This is a genomic window from Psychrosphaera sp. B3R10 (genome assembly GCF_018861025.1).
Classification (GTDB): domain Bacteria; phylum Pseudomonadota; class Gammaproteobacteria; order Enterobacterales; family Alteromonadaceae; genus Psychrosphaera; species Psychrosphaera algicola.
Genome location: NZ_JAHKQH010000045.1, coordinates 1 through 15,718 on the forward strand (window position 1 = coordinate 1; position 15,718 = coordinate 15,718).

At 41.0% G+C, this 15,718-nt stretch carries 10 protein-coding genes and 1 pseudogene; 2 read left to right on the forward strand and 9 right to left on the reverse strand.

Features of this window, described 5'->3' with window-relative positions; genetic code table 11:
• Positions 1-456 precede the first annotated feature (456 nt).
• The 4 genes from gluQRS to KO525_RS17705 form a co-directional block, all read right to left on the reverse strand.
• Positions 457-1,419 (reverse strand): tRNA glutamyl-Q(34) synthetase GluQRS, encoded by a 963-nt coding sequence (gene gluQRS, locus KO525_RS17690; RefSeq protein ID WP_368668252.1) that lies wholly within the window; start codon positions 1,417-1,419, stop codon positions 457-459.
• A 36-nt stretch (positions 1,420-1,455) separates the two neighbouring features.
• Positions 1,456-1,896: an RNA polymerase-binding protein DksA gene (gene dksA, locus KO525_RS17695; RefSeq protein ID WP_215965170.1), complete on the reverse strand. Its 441-nt coding sequence runs from the start codon at positions 1,894-1,896 to the stop codon at positions 1,456-1,458.
• 191 nt (positions 1,897-2,087) lie between these two features.
• Positions 2,088-2,792 (reverse strand): DNA/RNA nuclease SfsA, encoded by a 705-nt coding sequence (sfsA, locus tag KO525_RS17700; protein WP_215965171.1) that lies wholly within the window; start codon positions 2,790-2,792, stop codon positions 2,088-2,090.
• Complete coding sequence (locus KO525_RS17705; protein WP_215965172.1) at positions 2,789-3,736, reverse strand: DUF808 domain-containing protein; 948 nt, start codon at positions 3,734-3,736, stop codon at positions 2,789-2,791. The genes sfsA and KO525_RS17705 overlap by 4 nt, the downstream gene beginning before the upstream one ends.
• A gap of 201 nt (positions 3,737-3,937) precedes the next feature.
• On the opposite strand from KO525_RS17705, the gene pepB reads away from it, so the two are divergent.
• Positions 3,938-5,224, forward strand: a complete 1,287-nt coding sequence (pepB, locus tag KO525_RS17710) for an aminopeptidase PepB (protein WP_215965173.1) — start codon at positions 3,938-3,940, stop codon at positions 5,222-5,224.
• 92 nt (positions 5,225-5,316) lie between these two features.
• Here pepB and hslU read toward each other — a convergent pair whose 3' ends face one another.
• Both hslU and hslV read right to left on the reverse strand, forming a co-directional pair.
• A complete protein-coding gene (hslU, locus tag KO525_RS17715) occupies positions 5,317-6,651 on the reverse strand; it encodes an HslU--HslV peptidase ATPase subunit (RefSeq protein ID WP_215965174.1) in 1,335 nt (444 codons plus the stop codon).
• Positions 6,652-6,664: 13 nt separating this feature from the next.
• A pseudogene (hslV, locus tag KO525_RS17720) lies at positions 6,665-7,186 on the reverse strand (ATP-dependent protease subunit HslV); the annotation flags it as partial.
• A 183-nt stretch (positions 7,187-7,369) separates the two neighbouring features.
• On the opposite strand from hslV, the gene KO525_RS17725 reads away from it, so the two are divergent.
• Positions 7,370-8,965 carry a methyl-accepting chemotaxis protein gene (locus tag KO525_RS17725; RefSeq protein WP_215965176.1) on the forward strand — a complete coding sequence of 532 codons (1,596 nt, stop codon included), beginning with the start codon at positions 7,370-7,372 and terminating at the stop codon, positions 8,963-8,965.
• Between the two features lie 114 nt (positions 8,966-9,079).
• On the opposite strand, the gene KO525_RS17730 is transcribed toward KO525_RS17725, so the two are convergent.
• From KO525_RS17730 to KO525_RS17740, 3 genes are all read right to left on the reverse strand, one after another.
• A complete protein-coding gene (locus KO525_RS17730) occupies positions 9,080-10,453 on the reverse strand; it encodes a serine hydrolase (RefSeq protein ID WP_215965177.1) in 1,374 nt (457 codons plus the stop codon).
• Between the two features lie 109 nt (positions 10,454-10,562).
• The gene (dctP, locus tag KO525_RS17735; RefSeq protein WP_215965178.1) at positions 10,563-12,362 is read right to left on the reverse strand and encodes a TRAP transporter substrate-binding protein DctP; all 1,800 of its coding nucleotides are present in this window, start codon (positions 12,360-12,362) and stop codon (positions 10,563-10,565) included.
• A 425-nt stretch (positions 12,363-12,787) separates the two neighbouring features.
• Positions 12,788-15,640, reverse strand: a complete 2,853-nt coding sequence (locus KO525_RS17740) for a pitrilysin family protein (RefSeq protein ID WP_215965179.1) — start codon at positions 15,638-15,640, stop codon at positions 12,788-12,790.
• Between the last annotated feature and the right edge of the window lie 78 nt (positions 15,641-15,718).

Below are 15,718 nucleotides of genomic sequence, written 5' to 3' on the forward strand. Positions count from 1 at the left end.
ATATCGCTAATGCTCTTTTGGGATGACGTTTTTTCTAGACCTGTGGGGTCAGAGTCGCTGATTTTATTATTTCCTCTGCACTTGGTTGGAGATCCCTAATATCGCCGTGGCTCGACTCATATTACAAGCTAAGGAATGACGTTTTTTGTTCTGGAATTATGAGCTAATTTAGGGCGAATTATGAAATTCCTCTGCACTCGGTTGGAGGTCCCAAATATCGCTAAGGCTCTTTTAGGATGACGTTTTTTGTTCTGGTTATTATGAGCTAATTTAGGGCGAATTATGTGATTCCTCTGCACTTGGTTGGAGGTTCCAAATATCGCTGTGGCTCGACTCATATTACAAGCTAAGGAATGACGTTTTTTGTTCTGAAATTATGAGCCAATTGAAAGGTGAATTATGAAATTCCTCTGCACTTGGTTGGAGGTTCCAAATATCGCTGTGGCTAGACTAGTTTTACAAGCTTGAGAATGACGTTTTTTGTTCTGAAATTATTATCTCAGTCGTATCAGGCAAGTTGGCGATATCCCAATGTGCCACAGCCCATGTAATGATATCTGCTACCGATTTTAACATTAAATCTTGCTGAACAGGTAAGCCGAGTAAGGTTAACGCTTGTATTAGCTCAGGTTTTGGATTGTTGATATCAATGGCACGAGCATGATTTTGTTTACTGAGTTTAAACCCTGGTTTAGTTGATACTAATGGCAGGTGCATATAATTAGGTGGGGTGATGCCAAACAACTTGTACAACGACGTTTGTCGAGTTGTGAGGGGTAAAATGTCTGCGCCTCTTACTACTTCCGTTATGCCCTGATCTATGTCATCTATAACTACAACGAGTTGATAAGCAAATAATCCGTCGCGACGTTTGATAATGTAGTCTTCGTGATCAAAATCAGAGTTAGTCTTTGTGGCGTTAACATGATCATTGCAAATTCGTATGGCCGCATCGGTGAGAGGTAAATTTTTGTTTCTACAATAACCCGTATAATTGGTCCCCATTTGCCTAATTTTCTTGCGGCTACAATGACAGGCATAGGTAAGGTTATGTGCGTGTAAGGTGTCTAAGATCTCTTGATAGCGACGTAAACGCCTAGTTTGAACTAAACATCCCCGGTCTGCAGGTGCGAGGTCTTCGCTCGTATTTGGATCAATGTCCCAAGACATACCAAACGCGCTTAGAGCATCTAAAATTTGGTCAACGGCGCCAAACTGTTCTCTGGGTTTATCAATATCTTCGATGCGTACAAACCACAAACCATGGTTGGCTTTTGCTTGTAGATAACTGCCAAGTGCAGTTAATAGAGAACCAAAATGTAGGGGACCACTGGGGGAGGGAGCGAAGCGGCCACGATATTGTGCCTGTTTAAGCAACGTAGATTGATTGCTAAACAAGTTCGTAAATGTGTGGCTCACGCAACGCTAACTTAACAAGGTGTTAAGGCTTTAGCCTTAACCGCCAAGTTGTTTTTCTTTAATTTCAGATAACGTTTTGCAATCGATACATTGGTCTGCAGTAGGACGTGCTTCTAATCGACGGATACCGATTTCGATGCCACATGTTTTACAAAAACCAAAATCATCGCTTTCGATTAAACCAAGTGTTTTTTCAATTTTTTTGATCAACTTGCGTTCACGGTCACGCGTACGTAATTCAAGTGCAAATTCTTCTTCTTGTGACGCGCGGTCAACTGGATCTGGGAAGTTTGCAGCTTCGTCTTGCATATGACTTTTAGTTCTGTCTACTTCTTCACGAAGTTGGTTGCGCCACGCTTCTAAGATTTTTCTAAAATGCGTAAGCTGCTCATCGCTCATGTACTCTTCATTTGGGCTTTCTTGATAAGCCTCAACGCCTGCTTGGGCTAATAGTCCCAATGATTTTTTATCTGCCATGCGTTGTTTATCTCCTAAAGTTCTAAAACCAATTCGCGCAGTTATATTTTGTGTACTTTAGCATCTTGTGCGTAGTGCTAAAAAAAACGGCGCTATCTATAGCAAAATTGGACACAATACGCAATCAATTCATGTTACATATGGTAATTGGGCCGTAATTTACTGCGAAAATGAGTAATTCTGAGTTAAATTTACTTATTTATAAATTTGCCTCTTTCACTCACTCTAATTTGTTGCGGGTCTATATGGGTACAAATTACTACAATTTCTACCCCTTGAGCGATAGCTTTTTGCAATTCTTTGGCATATATAGGGTCGATATGGTCAGCGACCTGAATATTTTTGATCCCAGTATGCTGTACTAAAAAGAGTAAAACAGCTCTAGAGCCCTCTTCAACTATGCGTGTTAGTTCTCGTAAATGTTTTTGACCACGAGTCGTCACCGCATCGGGGAATGCTCCTAAATGGGTTTCAGCATTTAGCAATAAAGTTGCAGATTTAACTTCAATAAAACAATCTGGCAGCTCAGGCGACGAAAGTTTAATATCGATTCGACTGTTTTCTTCACCATATTTCACCTCACGTTGAACGGTATTGTAGCCATTAAGTTCTGGGATTAACCCCGCCTCAAAAGCATTTACGGCGAGTTCATTTGCTTTAACAGTATTGATACCAATATAGTGGCCATACTGATTTTGAGCCAATTCAAAGGTATTTGGGTATTTACGTTTTTTGTTGTCACTCGTGCTGTAATAAACGGTAAAGCCCGGCTCGGCACATCCTGTCATTGCACCCGTGTTAGGGCAATGAATCGTAATTTCATCCCCCGACTCAGTGGTCACATCGGCTAAAAATCGCTTATACCGTTTTATTAAAGTACCTTTTTGTAATTTCAAACTGTCTCCGTTGGTGACTTTTTAGGAATAAAATGAACTACGCTAGCAACAAATAAACCGGCTAAAATTCCGTAAATAGCGTCGAGTAATATACCTGTTGTGCCTTTTAGCAGGTACATGTCGGGAACGATATTGACGACTGATTCAGAGAAGTGATGCAAAAATGGAATGTTATGTGTGAGCATACCGCCGCCAACTAAAAACATAGCAACAAGGCCGATGACCCCCAAACTTTGCATTAGGCGCGGAGCAAACAATAAAAGTCCACCACCTAATGAGTACAAAACTTTGTTGACCCAGGTTTTATTGCCTAGTGATTGCCAATATAAACCTAAGTCGTCGAGCTTAACAATAACCGCGACCAGGCCATAAACACCGATAGTCATTGCAATAGCAATGATGCTCAAAACCGTAATTTTGTCACTTAGTGATGCTGTAACTAATGTGCCTAGTGAGATGATGACAATTTCAGCGGACAATACAAAGTCAGTTCGGATAGCACTTTTGATTTTATTTTTCTCGAATTCAACAAGGTCGACAGTTTCGTCTTTTACCGCTTCGACAAGTTCTTTATGTGCGGCTTTTTTTTCGTTGGTCTTATTATCGCTTTGGTGGAATGACTCTAGGATCTTTTCTGCGCCTTCAAAACACAAAAATAAACCACCTAAAATCAACAAGGGGACAATTAACCACGGCAAATAAACACTAATTGCCAGTGCGGCTGGGACGAGGAAAAGTTTGTTGATAAACGAGCCTTTTGCAACCGCCCACACAACAGGAAGTTCACGATTGGCTTTGACACCAGATACTTGTTCGGCATTGACCGCTAAATCGTCGCCTAAAACACCGGCCGTTTTTTTTGCAGCAACTTTTGTCATTGCAGCAACATCGTCTAATATAAGCGCGATATCGTCAAATAGCGCGAAAAAACTTGCTCCAGCCATGTAGCCTCTCCATGTGTAGTGTTTAAAATTGAATACGTAGAATAGATAATTAGCCAATATTAAAGATTATTTTTTACATTACCATAGAGAACGACTGACTAAGGTGTGATAATTTTCTATTATCTATAATGAAACAAAGACATCGTGCACAAAACGAGTTTTTGATAATAATAAAATCCCTACAAAATTGAGAATAATGATATGACTAATACGATCGAAGTGACGTTGAGCGGACAACCTGCCGCTAAAAAATGGGGTGATTCAAACCCAATTAGTACGACAGTAGAAGGTTATCAAATACATATTCAGCAATTGGACGAACGCGCAAGTTTGCCGCTTGTGCAAACGTCATCACGTAAAATTCAAGGTTTAGGTATCGACGCTGTGACGCTTACTGGTGAGTGGACAGTTGAACAACAATGGGCTTTTTATCTCGGGTTTGTCACTGCTAAAGGCGGCCAAACGGTTGTCTGGGCGAGTGATGATAGCGAATTAGAACACCGCAAACTGGCCTATGATTGGACTCGAAATATTATCAATTTGCCGCCACAGGATATGTATCCATTAGCGCTGGCTAATCACGCTATAGACTTTATTAAGTCGGTAGCAACGGGCAAAGTAGAAGCAAATGTTATTATTGGCGACGATTTATTAGAAGCTGGCTGGGTAGGTATTCATGCCGTTGGCCGAGCGAGTGTGCATCCTCCAGTGTTATTAAGCTTAGATTACAATCCTACAGGCGATGAGAACGCGCCAATAGAAACGGCACTAATTGGTAAAGGGATCACGTTTGATAGTGGCGGATATTCAATAAAATCGTCTGAAGGCATGTTAACGATGAAATGCGATATGGGCGGTGCAGCAACCGTTACAGGCGCGTTGGCATTGGCGATCCTTCGTGGTTTGAACAAACGTGTCAGACTGATCTTATGTTGTGCTGAGAATATGATTGGTGGCAATGCATTTAAACTTGGCGACATTTTAACGTATAAAAATGGTACGACAGTCGAAATCGTGAATACCGACGCCGAAGGTCGTTTGGTGTTGGCGGATGGATTATTCCATGCAACAGAATTGGGTGCTAAAAAAGTTATCGACGCGGCGACATTAACTGGTGCAGCAATGATGGCCGTAGGTTCCGATTACAACGCGGTATTTGGTTTAGATAAGGAATATGTTACTAAAGGTTTAGCGGCTGCAGAAGTTGAGTTTGAAGGTGCGTGGCCTTTGCCATTAGACAAATTCCATCGTAATACTTGTCCGTCTCCATATGCTGATACGGCAAATAGTCGTCCGCAAAAAGGTGGCGGTATGGGTGGCGCATCAAATGCAGCTGGCTTCTTATCTCGATTTGTTACAGAAGACGGCACGGGTTGGTTACATTTTGACCTCGCTGGCGCATTTAACGGTTCGAGTAACGCTAAGTATTCTGCTGGTGCAACGGCGATGGGTGTAAGAACAATTGCTAGATTGCTAACTGAAGATTAAGAAAACGAAATTTATTTTTCTTAACCCAAATGAAAGTACAAAAAAGGCCTGATTAAATCAGGCCTTTTGTCATTTTTGGGGTTCGCTAACAATTAAAGTATGTATTTACTTAAGTCTTCGTCAGCCACTAATTCATCTAAATTATCTTTAACAAATTGCTCGGTAATCTCAAACGTTTCGCCCGATTTTTCAGAGGCGTTATAGGAGATTTCTTCCATCAAACGTTCCAAAACGGTATGCAAACGTCGAGCACCGATGTTTTCATTGGTCTCATTGACTCTGAATGCCGCTTGAGCGATTTGTTTGATACCATCCGTAGTGAAGTTGACAGTCACCCCTTCAGTCGCTAACAATGCTTTGTATTGCTCGGTTAAAGAAGCATGGGGCTCCGTTAAAATCCGTTCAAAGTCTTCAGCAGTTAAGGCATCTAATTCAACACGGATTGGTAAACGACCTTGTAACTCTGGAATAAGATCCGACGGTTTGCTCATTTGGAACGCCCCAGAGGCGACAAATAACATATGATCGGTTTTCACCATGCCGTATTTTGTCGATACTGTGCTGCCTTCTACCAGAGGCAGTAAGTCACGTTGCACACCTTCGCGTGAAACATCGGCGCTATTTGCCCCTTCACGTTTACAAATTTTGTCTATCTCATCGATAAATACGATGCCGTTTTGTTCTACCGATTCAATAGCTTGTTCTTTTAAGTCATCATTGTTGATCAATTTAGCGGCTTCTTCGTCAATCATTAACTTAAGTGCAACAGAGACTTTTAGTTTTCGCTTATTGGTCTTTTCACCCGATAAGTTCTGGAACATGCCCTGTAATTGAGAAGTCATTTCTTCCATGCCCGGAGGCGCCATTATCTCAACACCAATTTCTTTTTGAGCAACGTCAATTTCGATTTCTTTGTCGTCAAGCTCACCTTGTCTCAAACGCTTACGCAAAACCTGACGAGTTGAACTTTCTGGTGCATCGCTATCAACCGTTTGTCCAAACGAATCTCTAGCCGGTGGCAAAAGGGCGTCTAAGACACGTTCTTCTGCCGCTTCTTCTGCTTTATGTTTGTTTTTTTGAATTGCCGTTTCACGGGTTAACTTAACCGCTATTTCGGTAAGGTCACGGATAATGCTTTCGACTTCTTTCCCGACATAACCGACTTCAGTGAATTTAGTTGCTTCAACTTTAATGAACGGCGCGTGGGCTAGTTTTGCCAATCGACGTGCGATTTCTGTTTTACCGACACCGGTTGGTCCAATCATTAATATATTTTTCGGGGTGACTTCAGCACGAAAGTCAGCGTCGAGTTGCATACGGCGCCAGCGGTTGCGGAGCGCAATTGATACGGCACGTTTTGCTTTGTCTTGACCAACGATGTGTTGGTCTAACTCATGTACTATTTCTCTAGGGGTCATTGCTGACATAATAAAATCCTGCTTATAGCTCTTCAATCGTAAGATTGTTATTGGTGTAAACACAGATGCTGCCGGCAATATTTAGGCTTTTTTCCACGATTTCTTTGGCAGAAAGTTCTGTGTTTTCTAATAAAGCAGTTGCTGCTGCTTGGGCAAATGGTCCGCCAGAACCTATTGCAATTAGGTCATGTTCTGGTTGGATGACATCGCCATTACCTGTAATTATTAGTGAGGCGGTTTCATCTGCAACGGCCAAAAGGGCTTCGAGTTTGCGCAACATTTTGTCGGTGCGCCAGTCTTTTGCCAATTCAACAGCTGCCTTAGTTAAATGGCCCTGATGCATTTCAAGTTTGGCCTCAAACTTTTCAAATAGGGTAAATGCGTCGGCTGTACCACCGGCGAACCCGGCAATAACTTTGTTGCGATATAAGCGTCTAACTTTTACGGCATTACCTTTCATTACGGTGTTGCCTAACGAAACTTGGCCGTCACCGCCTAAACATACTTTGTCGCCGCGACGAACTGAAACTATTGTGGTCATTTTCCACTCCTGTTTGGATCAATGAACAATATGTAATGGTGTTTTTTCCAATTTCAATGTTAACTTATGAATTATCCCGCCGTTACCCTTATTATCTAGTATTAAACTAGAATGAAATATAGTCGTGATATATTCGGTCTTAATTACTTGGGCCTATGTTGTCTGTTGTCAATTCGAGGAATAAATATGTTGTTGAATTCTATTAGCCGAAAAGTCTTAGTCGGTTACGCAGCCATCATTGTCATTGTTGCTATTGTAACGAGTGTGCTGTTTACCGGTCTATCAGACATTAATAGAGTCACGGATGAGTTTGTCGATAAAAGTTTACCCGCCTTGCAAAATGTCACAAAAGTGAACCAAGGGGTCAATCGAATTTTAGTTGCCGCTTACAGTTTGTACGGTTACACCATTGAAAAAGATGCATTTGAAACTTCAGTAAACAGCGAATTTAAGTCCGTTGTTAGTGCGATGAAAAGTTTAAATATTTTAGTACCGACCGGAAAAAAGGTTAATTTTGAACTGCTAAAAAGTGAACTTGAGCGATTTCAAAGCATAATGACCAGTGACGAAGTAGATTGGGACGGTGCGCGGGGGTCGCTAACAAAAATTCAAGAAGAAGCCACGCGGATTGAGTCTATCGTCTCTATGTCAGCAACCGTATTATCAAAAGAAGCCAATCAAAAAACGTCTGTCATCAGCAACGATGTAAGTAGCATGAGACTTTGGTTGTTTTTAAGTACTTTGAGCATTGTTGTTATAACGGCAATCGCTTACGGATTTGCCAAGAAAAATATTGCGTCGCCAATTAAATCACTGTCTAATCAGCTAGATAATGTGGTTGCACATAATGATTTGAGTCAATCAGTCGATGTTCGATCAAACGACGAAGTTGCATTAACCGCGGCAAGTATTAACAAGTTGCTATCGGTATTTAGAAAAGTTAATTCAGATATTAGTAACTCTGCCGCCATCGTTAAAGATTCAATTTCAGTGCTGAATCAAAGTGCGAGCTTATCAGGTAATGAAGTGGCGAAACTATCTGATGTTGTGGATAAAATATTCTATAGTTCAGAACAGTTAGCGGCAAGCATTGCAGATGCAGCTAATCGGTCGGAAACCGCGTCTGACATTGCTCATACCGGGGCGACACAGGTTGAAGATGGCACCGCTAATATTAGTCAAACGGCAAATATTATCTCTGAACTCTCAAGTGATATCGATGCGTCGGCAGAAATGTTACTCAGTTTGAAGCAGGCTGGGGATAAAGTTAGCGACGTTGTTAAAACCATCGCGGACATCGCCGACCAAACGAATTTATTAGCGCTTAACGCCGCGATTGAGGCTGCTAGGGCAGGCGAAACCGGTAGAGGTTTTGCGGTTGTTGCCGGTGAAGTGAGAACTTTGGCCTCTCGAACTCACGAATCAACCTATGAAATAAACTCGATATTGGAAGAGATCGTTAACTCTATATCTAGTGCCGTTGAAGCAATGGATGTTAATAAAGAGAAAGCCAACGAAGCGGTATCGGCTGCTGAAATCACCGTTGATTCTTTAAAAGTCATTCAAGCAACTGTGCGTTCGTTAAGTGATGAAAACCGAGTGTTAGCAACCGCGGCACAGGGCAGTCAAGATGACATTGGTAGGATGAAGTTGGATCTCGATGACATCAAAAAAGGCATGACAATTGTTTCGGACTCGTCGAGTGATACTAAGCAAACTGCAGCGACACTGGCAAAACTCTCACTGGACTTAGAACAAGTTGCAGGTCAATTTAAAGTCTAGATTAGCGACTTTATGTTTTGTCTCTATTTAAATGTAAAGGCGATTGATAAAGAGGTTTATCAATCGCCTTTTGCTATTTTACAATTAGCTGTAGGGATTTACTGCAACTGATTATTACTCAATTCTCTTGGCGGGATGATTGCCATTTTGATGCAGCACTAGGGAGTCTACTTTCCCTTCTTTATTTTTATTAAATGTATAAGACGCTTTAACAGCTTTATAAAAAAATTCATTTTTAGATTTCGCAAATATTGGTAATTTTTGTTGTCCGGTAGCCTGGGCAAACAAACGCCCGCCCGCTTCGCTTATGGTAATGATGAAGTTGGGCGCCAATTGATAATCACCAGTAAGGGCTGTTAGTTCTTGTTTACTTAACGTCACTTCCTCAGTCACAACCATTTTTATTGAGTCAATTTTTCCGGTCAACACCGCTTGTCCTATCGCGTCGGGAGCGTCCTGTGAGTTGGCTAAAACAACAACCCCAAGATTGGATGTTTTATTAAATCCAATAAACGAACGATACCCACCAGTGCCGCCGTCATGCACAATGACATCTCCGGCTGGCGTGTTAGCGATTATCCAGTTTAGTCCTATGGATAATGTGTCATTACCAAAGGAATGTTGAAACTTATGAGTTAAATCGATGGCTGCCGCTAATGGGCTGTCTAGTAGGCCCATATTGGCCTTCAAAAAGATCAACATATCTGCGCCAGAAGAACGTAAAGCGCCTGCTCCAGGAAGTGTCGGGAAATCCCAATGAGGGGTTGGATTACCAGATACATCGTGGCCAGTTGTCAGTTGTTTTTGTTGTGCGGCAGAAATAGTTATGGTCGTATTGTCCATGCCTAATATCTTTAAAATTCGTTCTTTAACTAAGTCTTCATAAGATTTTCCAGCTTTTAGTGCGAGTACATGTCCTAACAGGCCCACTCCGAGGTTTGAATATTCTGGGGTTTGGCCAATATCACGGGGTAAGTGATAGTTAGATAGAAAGTCATACATCATATCGACCGAGTAATCTGCGTAAGGATTTTTCATATTTTTAGGTTGGAAATCCGTAGGTAAACGCGGTAAACCGGAGGTATGTGTTGCTAAATGCAATAAGGTGATCTGCTTATCGTTGCGTGTCGGCATAGATACCCCCTTGGGTAAATATTTAGACACAGGATCGTCAAGATTTAATTCACCTTTAATCACCATGTCTGCCAATAAAAGTCCGGTAAACGTCTTACTGATCGAGCCAATTTCAAACAAACTCGATTTATTTAGTGCCATGCTGTTTGTTTTATTGGCTTTACCCACAGCAATGATTTTGTCTTGTTTACCGTCTACAACAGCAACGACGAGTCCGACGCCAACCGAACCTTCAGATACCCGTGTTTGTAAGTGTTGCTCAATAAGTTTGGTATCAATATTTGCTGCTGATAAGAGGGAAGAGCAAAGTAATAATGAGCTAGTTAGGGCAACTAATTTAGTCAATTTTGGCATTTTATTTCCTTAATGCTTTTATCTGCCATGGGGCCTGTAAATATTTAATGAGTTTCGCGTCCAGAAATACCGTAATAAACTCAAATTTTATCATCTTAGCTATTTGATGCTATTTGATAACATCCAATACCTCGTCAATGAGTTCTTTACCGCCCACTCTGAAATAAAATTCAGGCCAAATCGAATGGGCTTTCGCCTGCCAATCGCCTACTTCATTTAAAGGGTCAACAAATATCATGCCCTTGGTTTTGGCAAATTGTGTCATTTTATCATCTTCTTTTTTTACCAAACTCCAACTATACACCTCAGCCTCTCTAGCGGCTTGTTGAACAAGCATCTGACTATGTGGTGTTAGTTGACGATAAAATGACTCTGACATCATATGGGGCGCGGTAAACATAAAGTAATGGATGTTAGTAATGTATTTTAATACATCCCATACTTCTTCTGTTTTATTGACACCATCAAAAATAATATTGATTGGGTTTTCCTGACCTTGAATAACCCCTGACTCTAAGGCTGGCCAAATACCTGTCCAAGGCAATGGCACCGGTTCGATGCCCCAGGAACGAAATGCTTCGACCATTAATTGGTTGCGCGGAACTCGGATCCTTAGCCCCTGCAAATCCGCAGTAGTCCTTACGGGCTTTGCGCTATTTGCCAATAGGCGGTAACCGCCGATAAAGAAACTAAGTGGCCTCACATTTGACTCTAATCCAGTACGGTCGGCAATTTTTTCCATCAAAGGATCGTGAAACAACTTTTTAATACTCTCCTCATTGGGAAACATGTACGGCAACGATAGAAAGCCTAACGATGGTGCAAAAGGTGACAAGTTATTTGTCGCTACCATTCCCATGTGACTTTTACCTTCGGCAATATTCATTACGATGTCATGCTCGGTGGTCACGCCAAATTTTAGGTTTACCTTTAACTGCCCGACGGAAAGTCGTTCTAAAGACTCTTTGAATTTTGCAGCATATTGCCAATATCCGCCATACTTAGCTGTTGAGCCTTCGAATATTAGTGTTGCAGATTCAATTTTTTTGCCGCCTGATTTAAAGTTAAAATTAGTTTCTAATCGTTCGACATAATTTCCAGCAAACGGGTCGCGTTCAATTGCAACTTGGTTTTCCCAGTCCGTCAGACCGTAATTGGCCATGACCTTAGCAAGCTCTCCCGATTGGCGCATTTCGGTAATGCCCATCGTCACTATTTCAGCGTATGTGTTAGCTTGTTGATTATTTGGTGAGAAGCCGACATATAAATGATCTGGAGGAATGACACCGCCTTCTATTAGCTTTTTATTTTTTTTTCTTTTTAAATGAAAATTCAGTACGTTTTTGTCTTCGAACAAAATATCTATGTACTGATTTTCTAATAGTTTTAGCAGGTTTGCTGTCGAATTATTGCCATAATTTTGGTAAATGACACGGTTGTCTTTGGTATGGCGCTGTATGTAACTGTCAAAAATGCCGTAAGACTTACCGGCCTCAACGCCAAGTATTTTGCCTTTTAGAGAATTTAAGCCAGTATATAGCCAGTCACTATTGCCAGAGGTGTACATGACATACTGCACTTGTCCAATGCTCTTCGCAGGGTAAACGAGTTGCAGAGCATTACGCTGTAAAATACCGACAACCCCATCGATAACATTATTTTCAAGCATTCGCATTGCGCGATTTAAAGGGAAGAATTGAATTTCAACGGTCACCCCTTTCTTCTCAAAGATGCGTTTTATTATATCAACTAGAACACCCTGATTTGCTGAGTTTTCAGCACAAACGTAAGGACATCTTTCAGTCACACCTAGTTTGATTTTGGGCTCTGCCTTGACGACAAAATGCATGCAAAAAGCAGCAGTTAATAAACATGTTAAAAACAGTTTCTTAATTGCATCAATTGTCATAAAAACAATCTCTAATAGAATTTTAATCTTCACAGTAACAGTTTTAGTTTATATAAAAAAGCTAATTTGGCGCTTATAAACGGCTACTTTTGAAGTTTATCTAATTCAAATCTACGCTGATTATTATTGGTAATAAACCGACTTTAAACTAGTGGCAATCGACTCATAATAAATCAAGTGACTGTCGCTTTTTTGAATATGAATTTCGTGCCTAGCACCGAAGTTGGGTTTGATTAATCACGCGAATTTTTCAAAGTGTATTTCGGTGTTTTTCGTGAGCTTTTAATTTGGTTCAGGTTTATGCAACAAAAAGCCCGCTTATTATTATAACAAGCGGGCTTTTATTGTTTAACAATCAGGTTGTTATGCCTTTTCAAGCTGAGCAGTACAGGGCACTGCTCGACGCCGGTATGGCAGGCTATTTTTTATAGTTTGAAGTCTATAACTTTGTAGTTTAAAGCTTCTAGCTGCGGTTTTAACACTTTTGCATCACCAACAACAACCATCAACATTTCGTCGATGTTGAGATGTTTTTTCGCTAAAGCGTTGATTTCTTTTTTGCTGATATTGGCAACTATATCGTTTCTGACATTAACAAAGTCAGGTGTTAAATCGTGCTCAAGTATCTGTGCAAGGAAACCCAATTTGGCGCCTGGCGTTTCATATTTTAATGCATCTCGCTGATTGATTGCTTTACGCATGAAATCAAGTTCTGCATCCGTTATACCATCTTTATGGTAGCTTTTGATTTCGTTAACAAATTCGACAATTGATTTGTCAGTTGCATCGGCACGGACTTCAGCACTTGCAGTGTAACCACCTGATAACTTGTCACCCCAAAAGTATGAACGTGCGCCGTAGGTATAACCTTTGTCTTCACGTAAGTTCAAGTTGATTCGGCTGTTAAATGCACCACCAAGAGGGAAGTTCATTAGGTAAGATTTGTAAAACTCACCAACAATATCGCGACTGATCCCGCGCTTACCAATTCTGATCGCAGATTGCGCTGCTTGATCTTTATTGACTAAATAGACCACACCTGCTTTGTGAGAGCTATTAGGGATTTCAATTGATAATTTAGGGCCTTTACCTTGCCAGTTATTTAGCGAATCCAATGACTTCTGAACGGTTGTTTGTGGCAAGTCAGAAACAACGATAAGTTGTGCATCAGCTGGTTTTACATGAGTTTGATAAAACGCTTTTACGTCAGCTAAAGTCAATTGCATGACAGTTGCTTCAGTTCCACCTTGAGGCATTCCTGCTAATGAATCACCAAACATTAATTTACGATACGCAGTAGATGCTAAATAACCCGCATCCTTTTGGCTGTTTTTAATGCCTTGAATTGCATTATTTTTAACGCGAGCAAATTCATTTGCATCAAACGCTGGAGCGACTAATTTTTCGTTTGCTAATGCAAGTGTCGCATCAAGATGTTTTGTTAACGCATTGATATTGATATTAAGGTAGTGATCATCAGCAGAAATACTGACGTTACTGCCAAGTTTTTCTAGCGCTTTACTCATATCTTCAGCAGAACGTGTCGTTGTCGACTCATTTAACATTGCAGCAAGAACTGACGCCATGCCTGCTTTGTCTTTTGTCTCAAAGTAATTACCTGCAGGAACTTTGATTAGAATCGCAGTAGTCGGTGTTTCAGTGCTTTGAGCACCTAGTACGGTAATACCGTTATCTAATTTGTTTTGCCACATTTGCGGAACATTTACGGCCTTGTTTGCACCCGCTTGAGGCATCACACTGCGGTCAAAACTTGAAGTCGCTACGCGTAATTCTAAGTCATCTGCGCTAGTATTAGATTTTTCACCAATCGTTCTTTTTGGAATTGTGTAAGTATCTTCGTGGGCAATGGCTTGTAATTGACCTTTAGGTACTATGCTCATTACAACTGAATTTTTGCCTTTAATGTATTGTTTAAATACACGCATGATGTCTTCTTTAGTGACATTGGCATAACGAGCGATATCTTGCTCAATATAATTTGGGTTGCCAGTAAATGTTTCATTGGCAGCGAGCTGGCTCACTTTACCTGACACACTTTGTAATCCAAATACAAATGACGCTTCCATTTGTGCTTTGGCTTTAATCAAATCATCTTCTTGTACGCCACGTTGTTCAAATTCAACTAACGCATCTCGAATGATTTGTTCTAGTTCCGCAAGTGACTTGCCTGCCGCTGGGTTTGGCAAAGCGTACATATTAAACATACAAGCAAGCTCTGAACACGGGTGACCGACAGATGCCTGTACTGCAAATTGGTTTTTAACCAAGTTTTTATAAAGGATAGAGGTTTTTCCGCCACCTAAAATTTCAGATAAGATATCCAGTGGTGCTTCGTCAGGGTGACGATTACTTACTGTTGGGAATGCCATGTATATCAGTGGCAAATGTACGTTGTCTTCCATAGAGATATAACGATCTTCGTCAAGTGTTACTATGGTTTTTTCTGGCATGTTAACTTCAGGGCCGCGAGGAATAGAGCCGAAGTATTTTTTGATAAGTGATAATGTTTCTACTTCATCAAAGTCACCACCAATCGTTAATGTCGCGTTGTTTGGGCCGTACCAACGAAGGAAAAAGGCTTTTAAGTCATTAACGTTAACGCGGTTTAAGTCTTCCATATAACCAATTACAGGCCAAGAATATGGATGTCCTTCTGGGTAAAGCGCTGCAGACACTGTTTCGTACAAGCGGCCATAAGGGCGATTGTCGACACGCTGACCACGTTCGTTTTTAACGGTTTCGCGTTGAACTTCAAATTTTTCTTGAGTTACCGCATCTAACAAGTAACCCATGCGGTCTGATTCTAACCACAACATTTTTTCTAGTTGGTTAGCCGGTACGGTTTCAAAGTAGTTTGTGCGGTCTGAGTTGGTTGTGCCGTTTAAAGTACCGCCAGCTTCTGTGATTATTTTGAAATGTTGCTCGTCAGCCACGTTTTCTGAGCCTTGGAACATCATGTGCTCAAAAAAGTGTGCGAAACCAGATTTACCAATTTCTTCACGGCCAGAACCAACATGATAAGTGACGTCTACATGAACAAGTGGATCGGAAGTATCTTTATGCAAAATAACCGTTAGGCCGTTTTCCAATTGGAGTTTTTTATATGGGATAACTGTTTTGCCAGGCTCCGCAGTTACTTCTTCGATAACCGGGATACCAGCGATGACTTGTTGTTTGTCAGCGTCACCAAATGGTGAAACCAAATTACAACCAGTTAATACGGCAAGGGTAATTACCGGTAGAGTCCACTTTTTCATTTTGAAAATCCTTTGTTGAACACAAATTTTTACATGCAATATTATGCACATAGTTTCAGCCAACAAGAATAACGTAAT

Excerpts from the sequence above, each read along its gene's own strand:
- KO525_RS17730 (WP_215965177.1), bottom strand. The coding sequence starts at position 10,453 with ATGCCAAAATTGACTAAATTAGTTGCCCTAACTAGCTCATTATTACTT.
- hslU (WP_215965174.1), bottom strand. The coding sequence starts at position 6,651 with ATGTCAGCAATGACCCCTAGAGAAATAGTACATGAGTTAGACCAACAC.
- dksA (WP_215965170.1), bottom strand. The coding sequence starts at position 1,896 with ATGGCAGATAAAAAATCATTGGGACTATTAGCCCAAGCAGGCGTTGAG.
- pepB (WP_215965173.1), top strand. The coding sequence starts at position 3,938 with ATGACTAATACGATCGAAGTGACGTTGAGCGGACAACCTGCCGCTAAA.
- KO525_RS17740 (WP_215965179.1), bottom strand. The coding sequence starts at position 15,640 with ATGAAAAAGTGGACTCTACCGGTAATTACCCTTGCCGTATTAACTGGT.
- KO525_RS17705 (WP_215965172.1), bottom strand. The coding sequence starts at position 3,736 with ATGGCTGGAGCAAGTTTTTTCGCGCTATTTGACGATATCGCGCTTATA.
- KO525_RS17725 (WP_215965176.1), top strand. The coding sequence starts at position 7,370 with ATGTTGTTGAATTCTATTAGCCGAAAAGTCTTAGTCGGTTACGCAGCC.
- dctP (WP_215965178.1), bottom strand. The coding sequence starts at position 12,362 with ATGACAATTGATGCAATTAAGAAACTGTTTTTAACATGTTTATTAACT.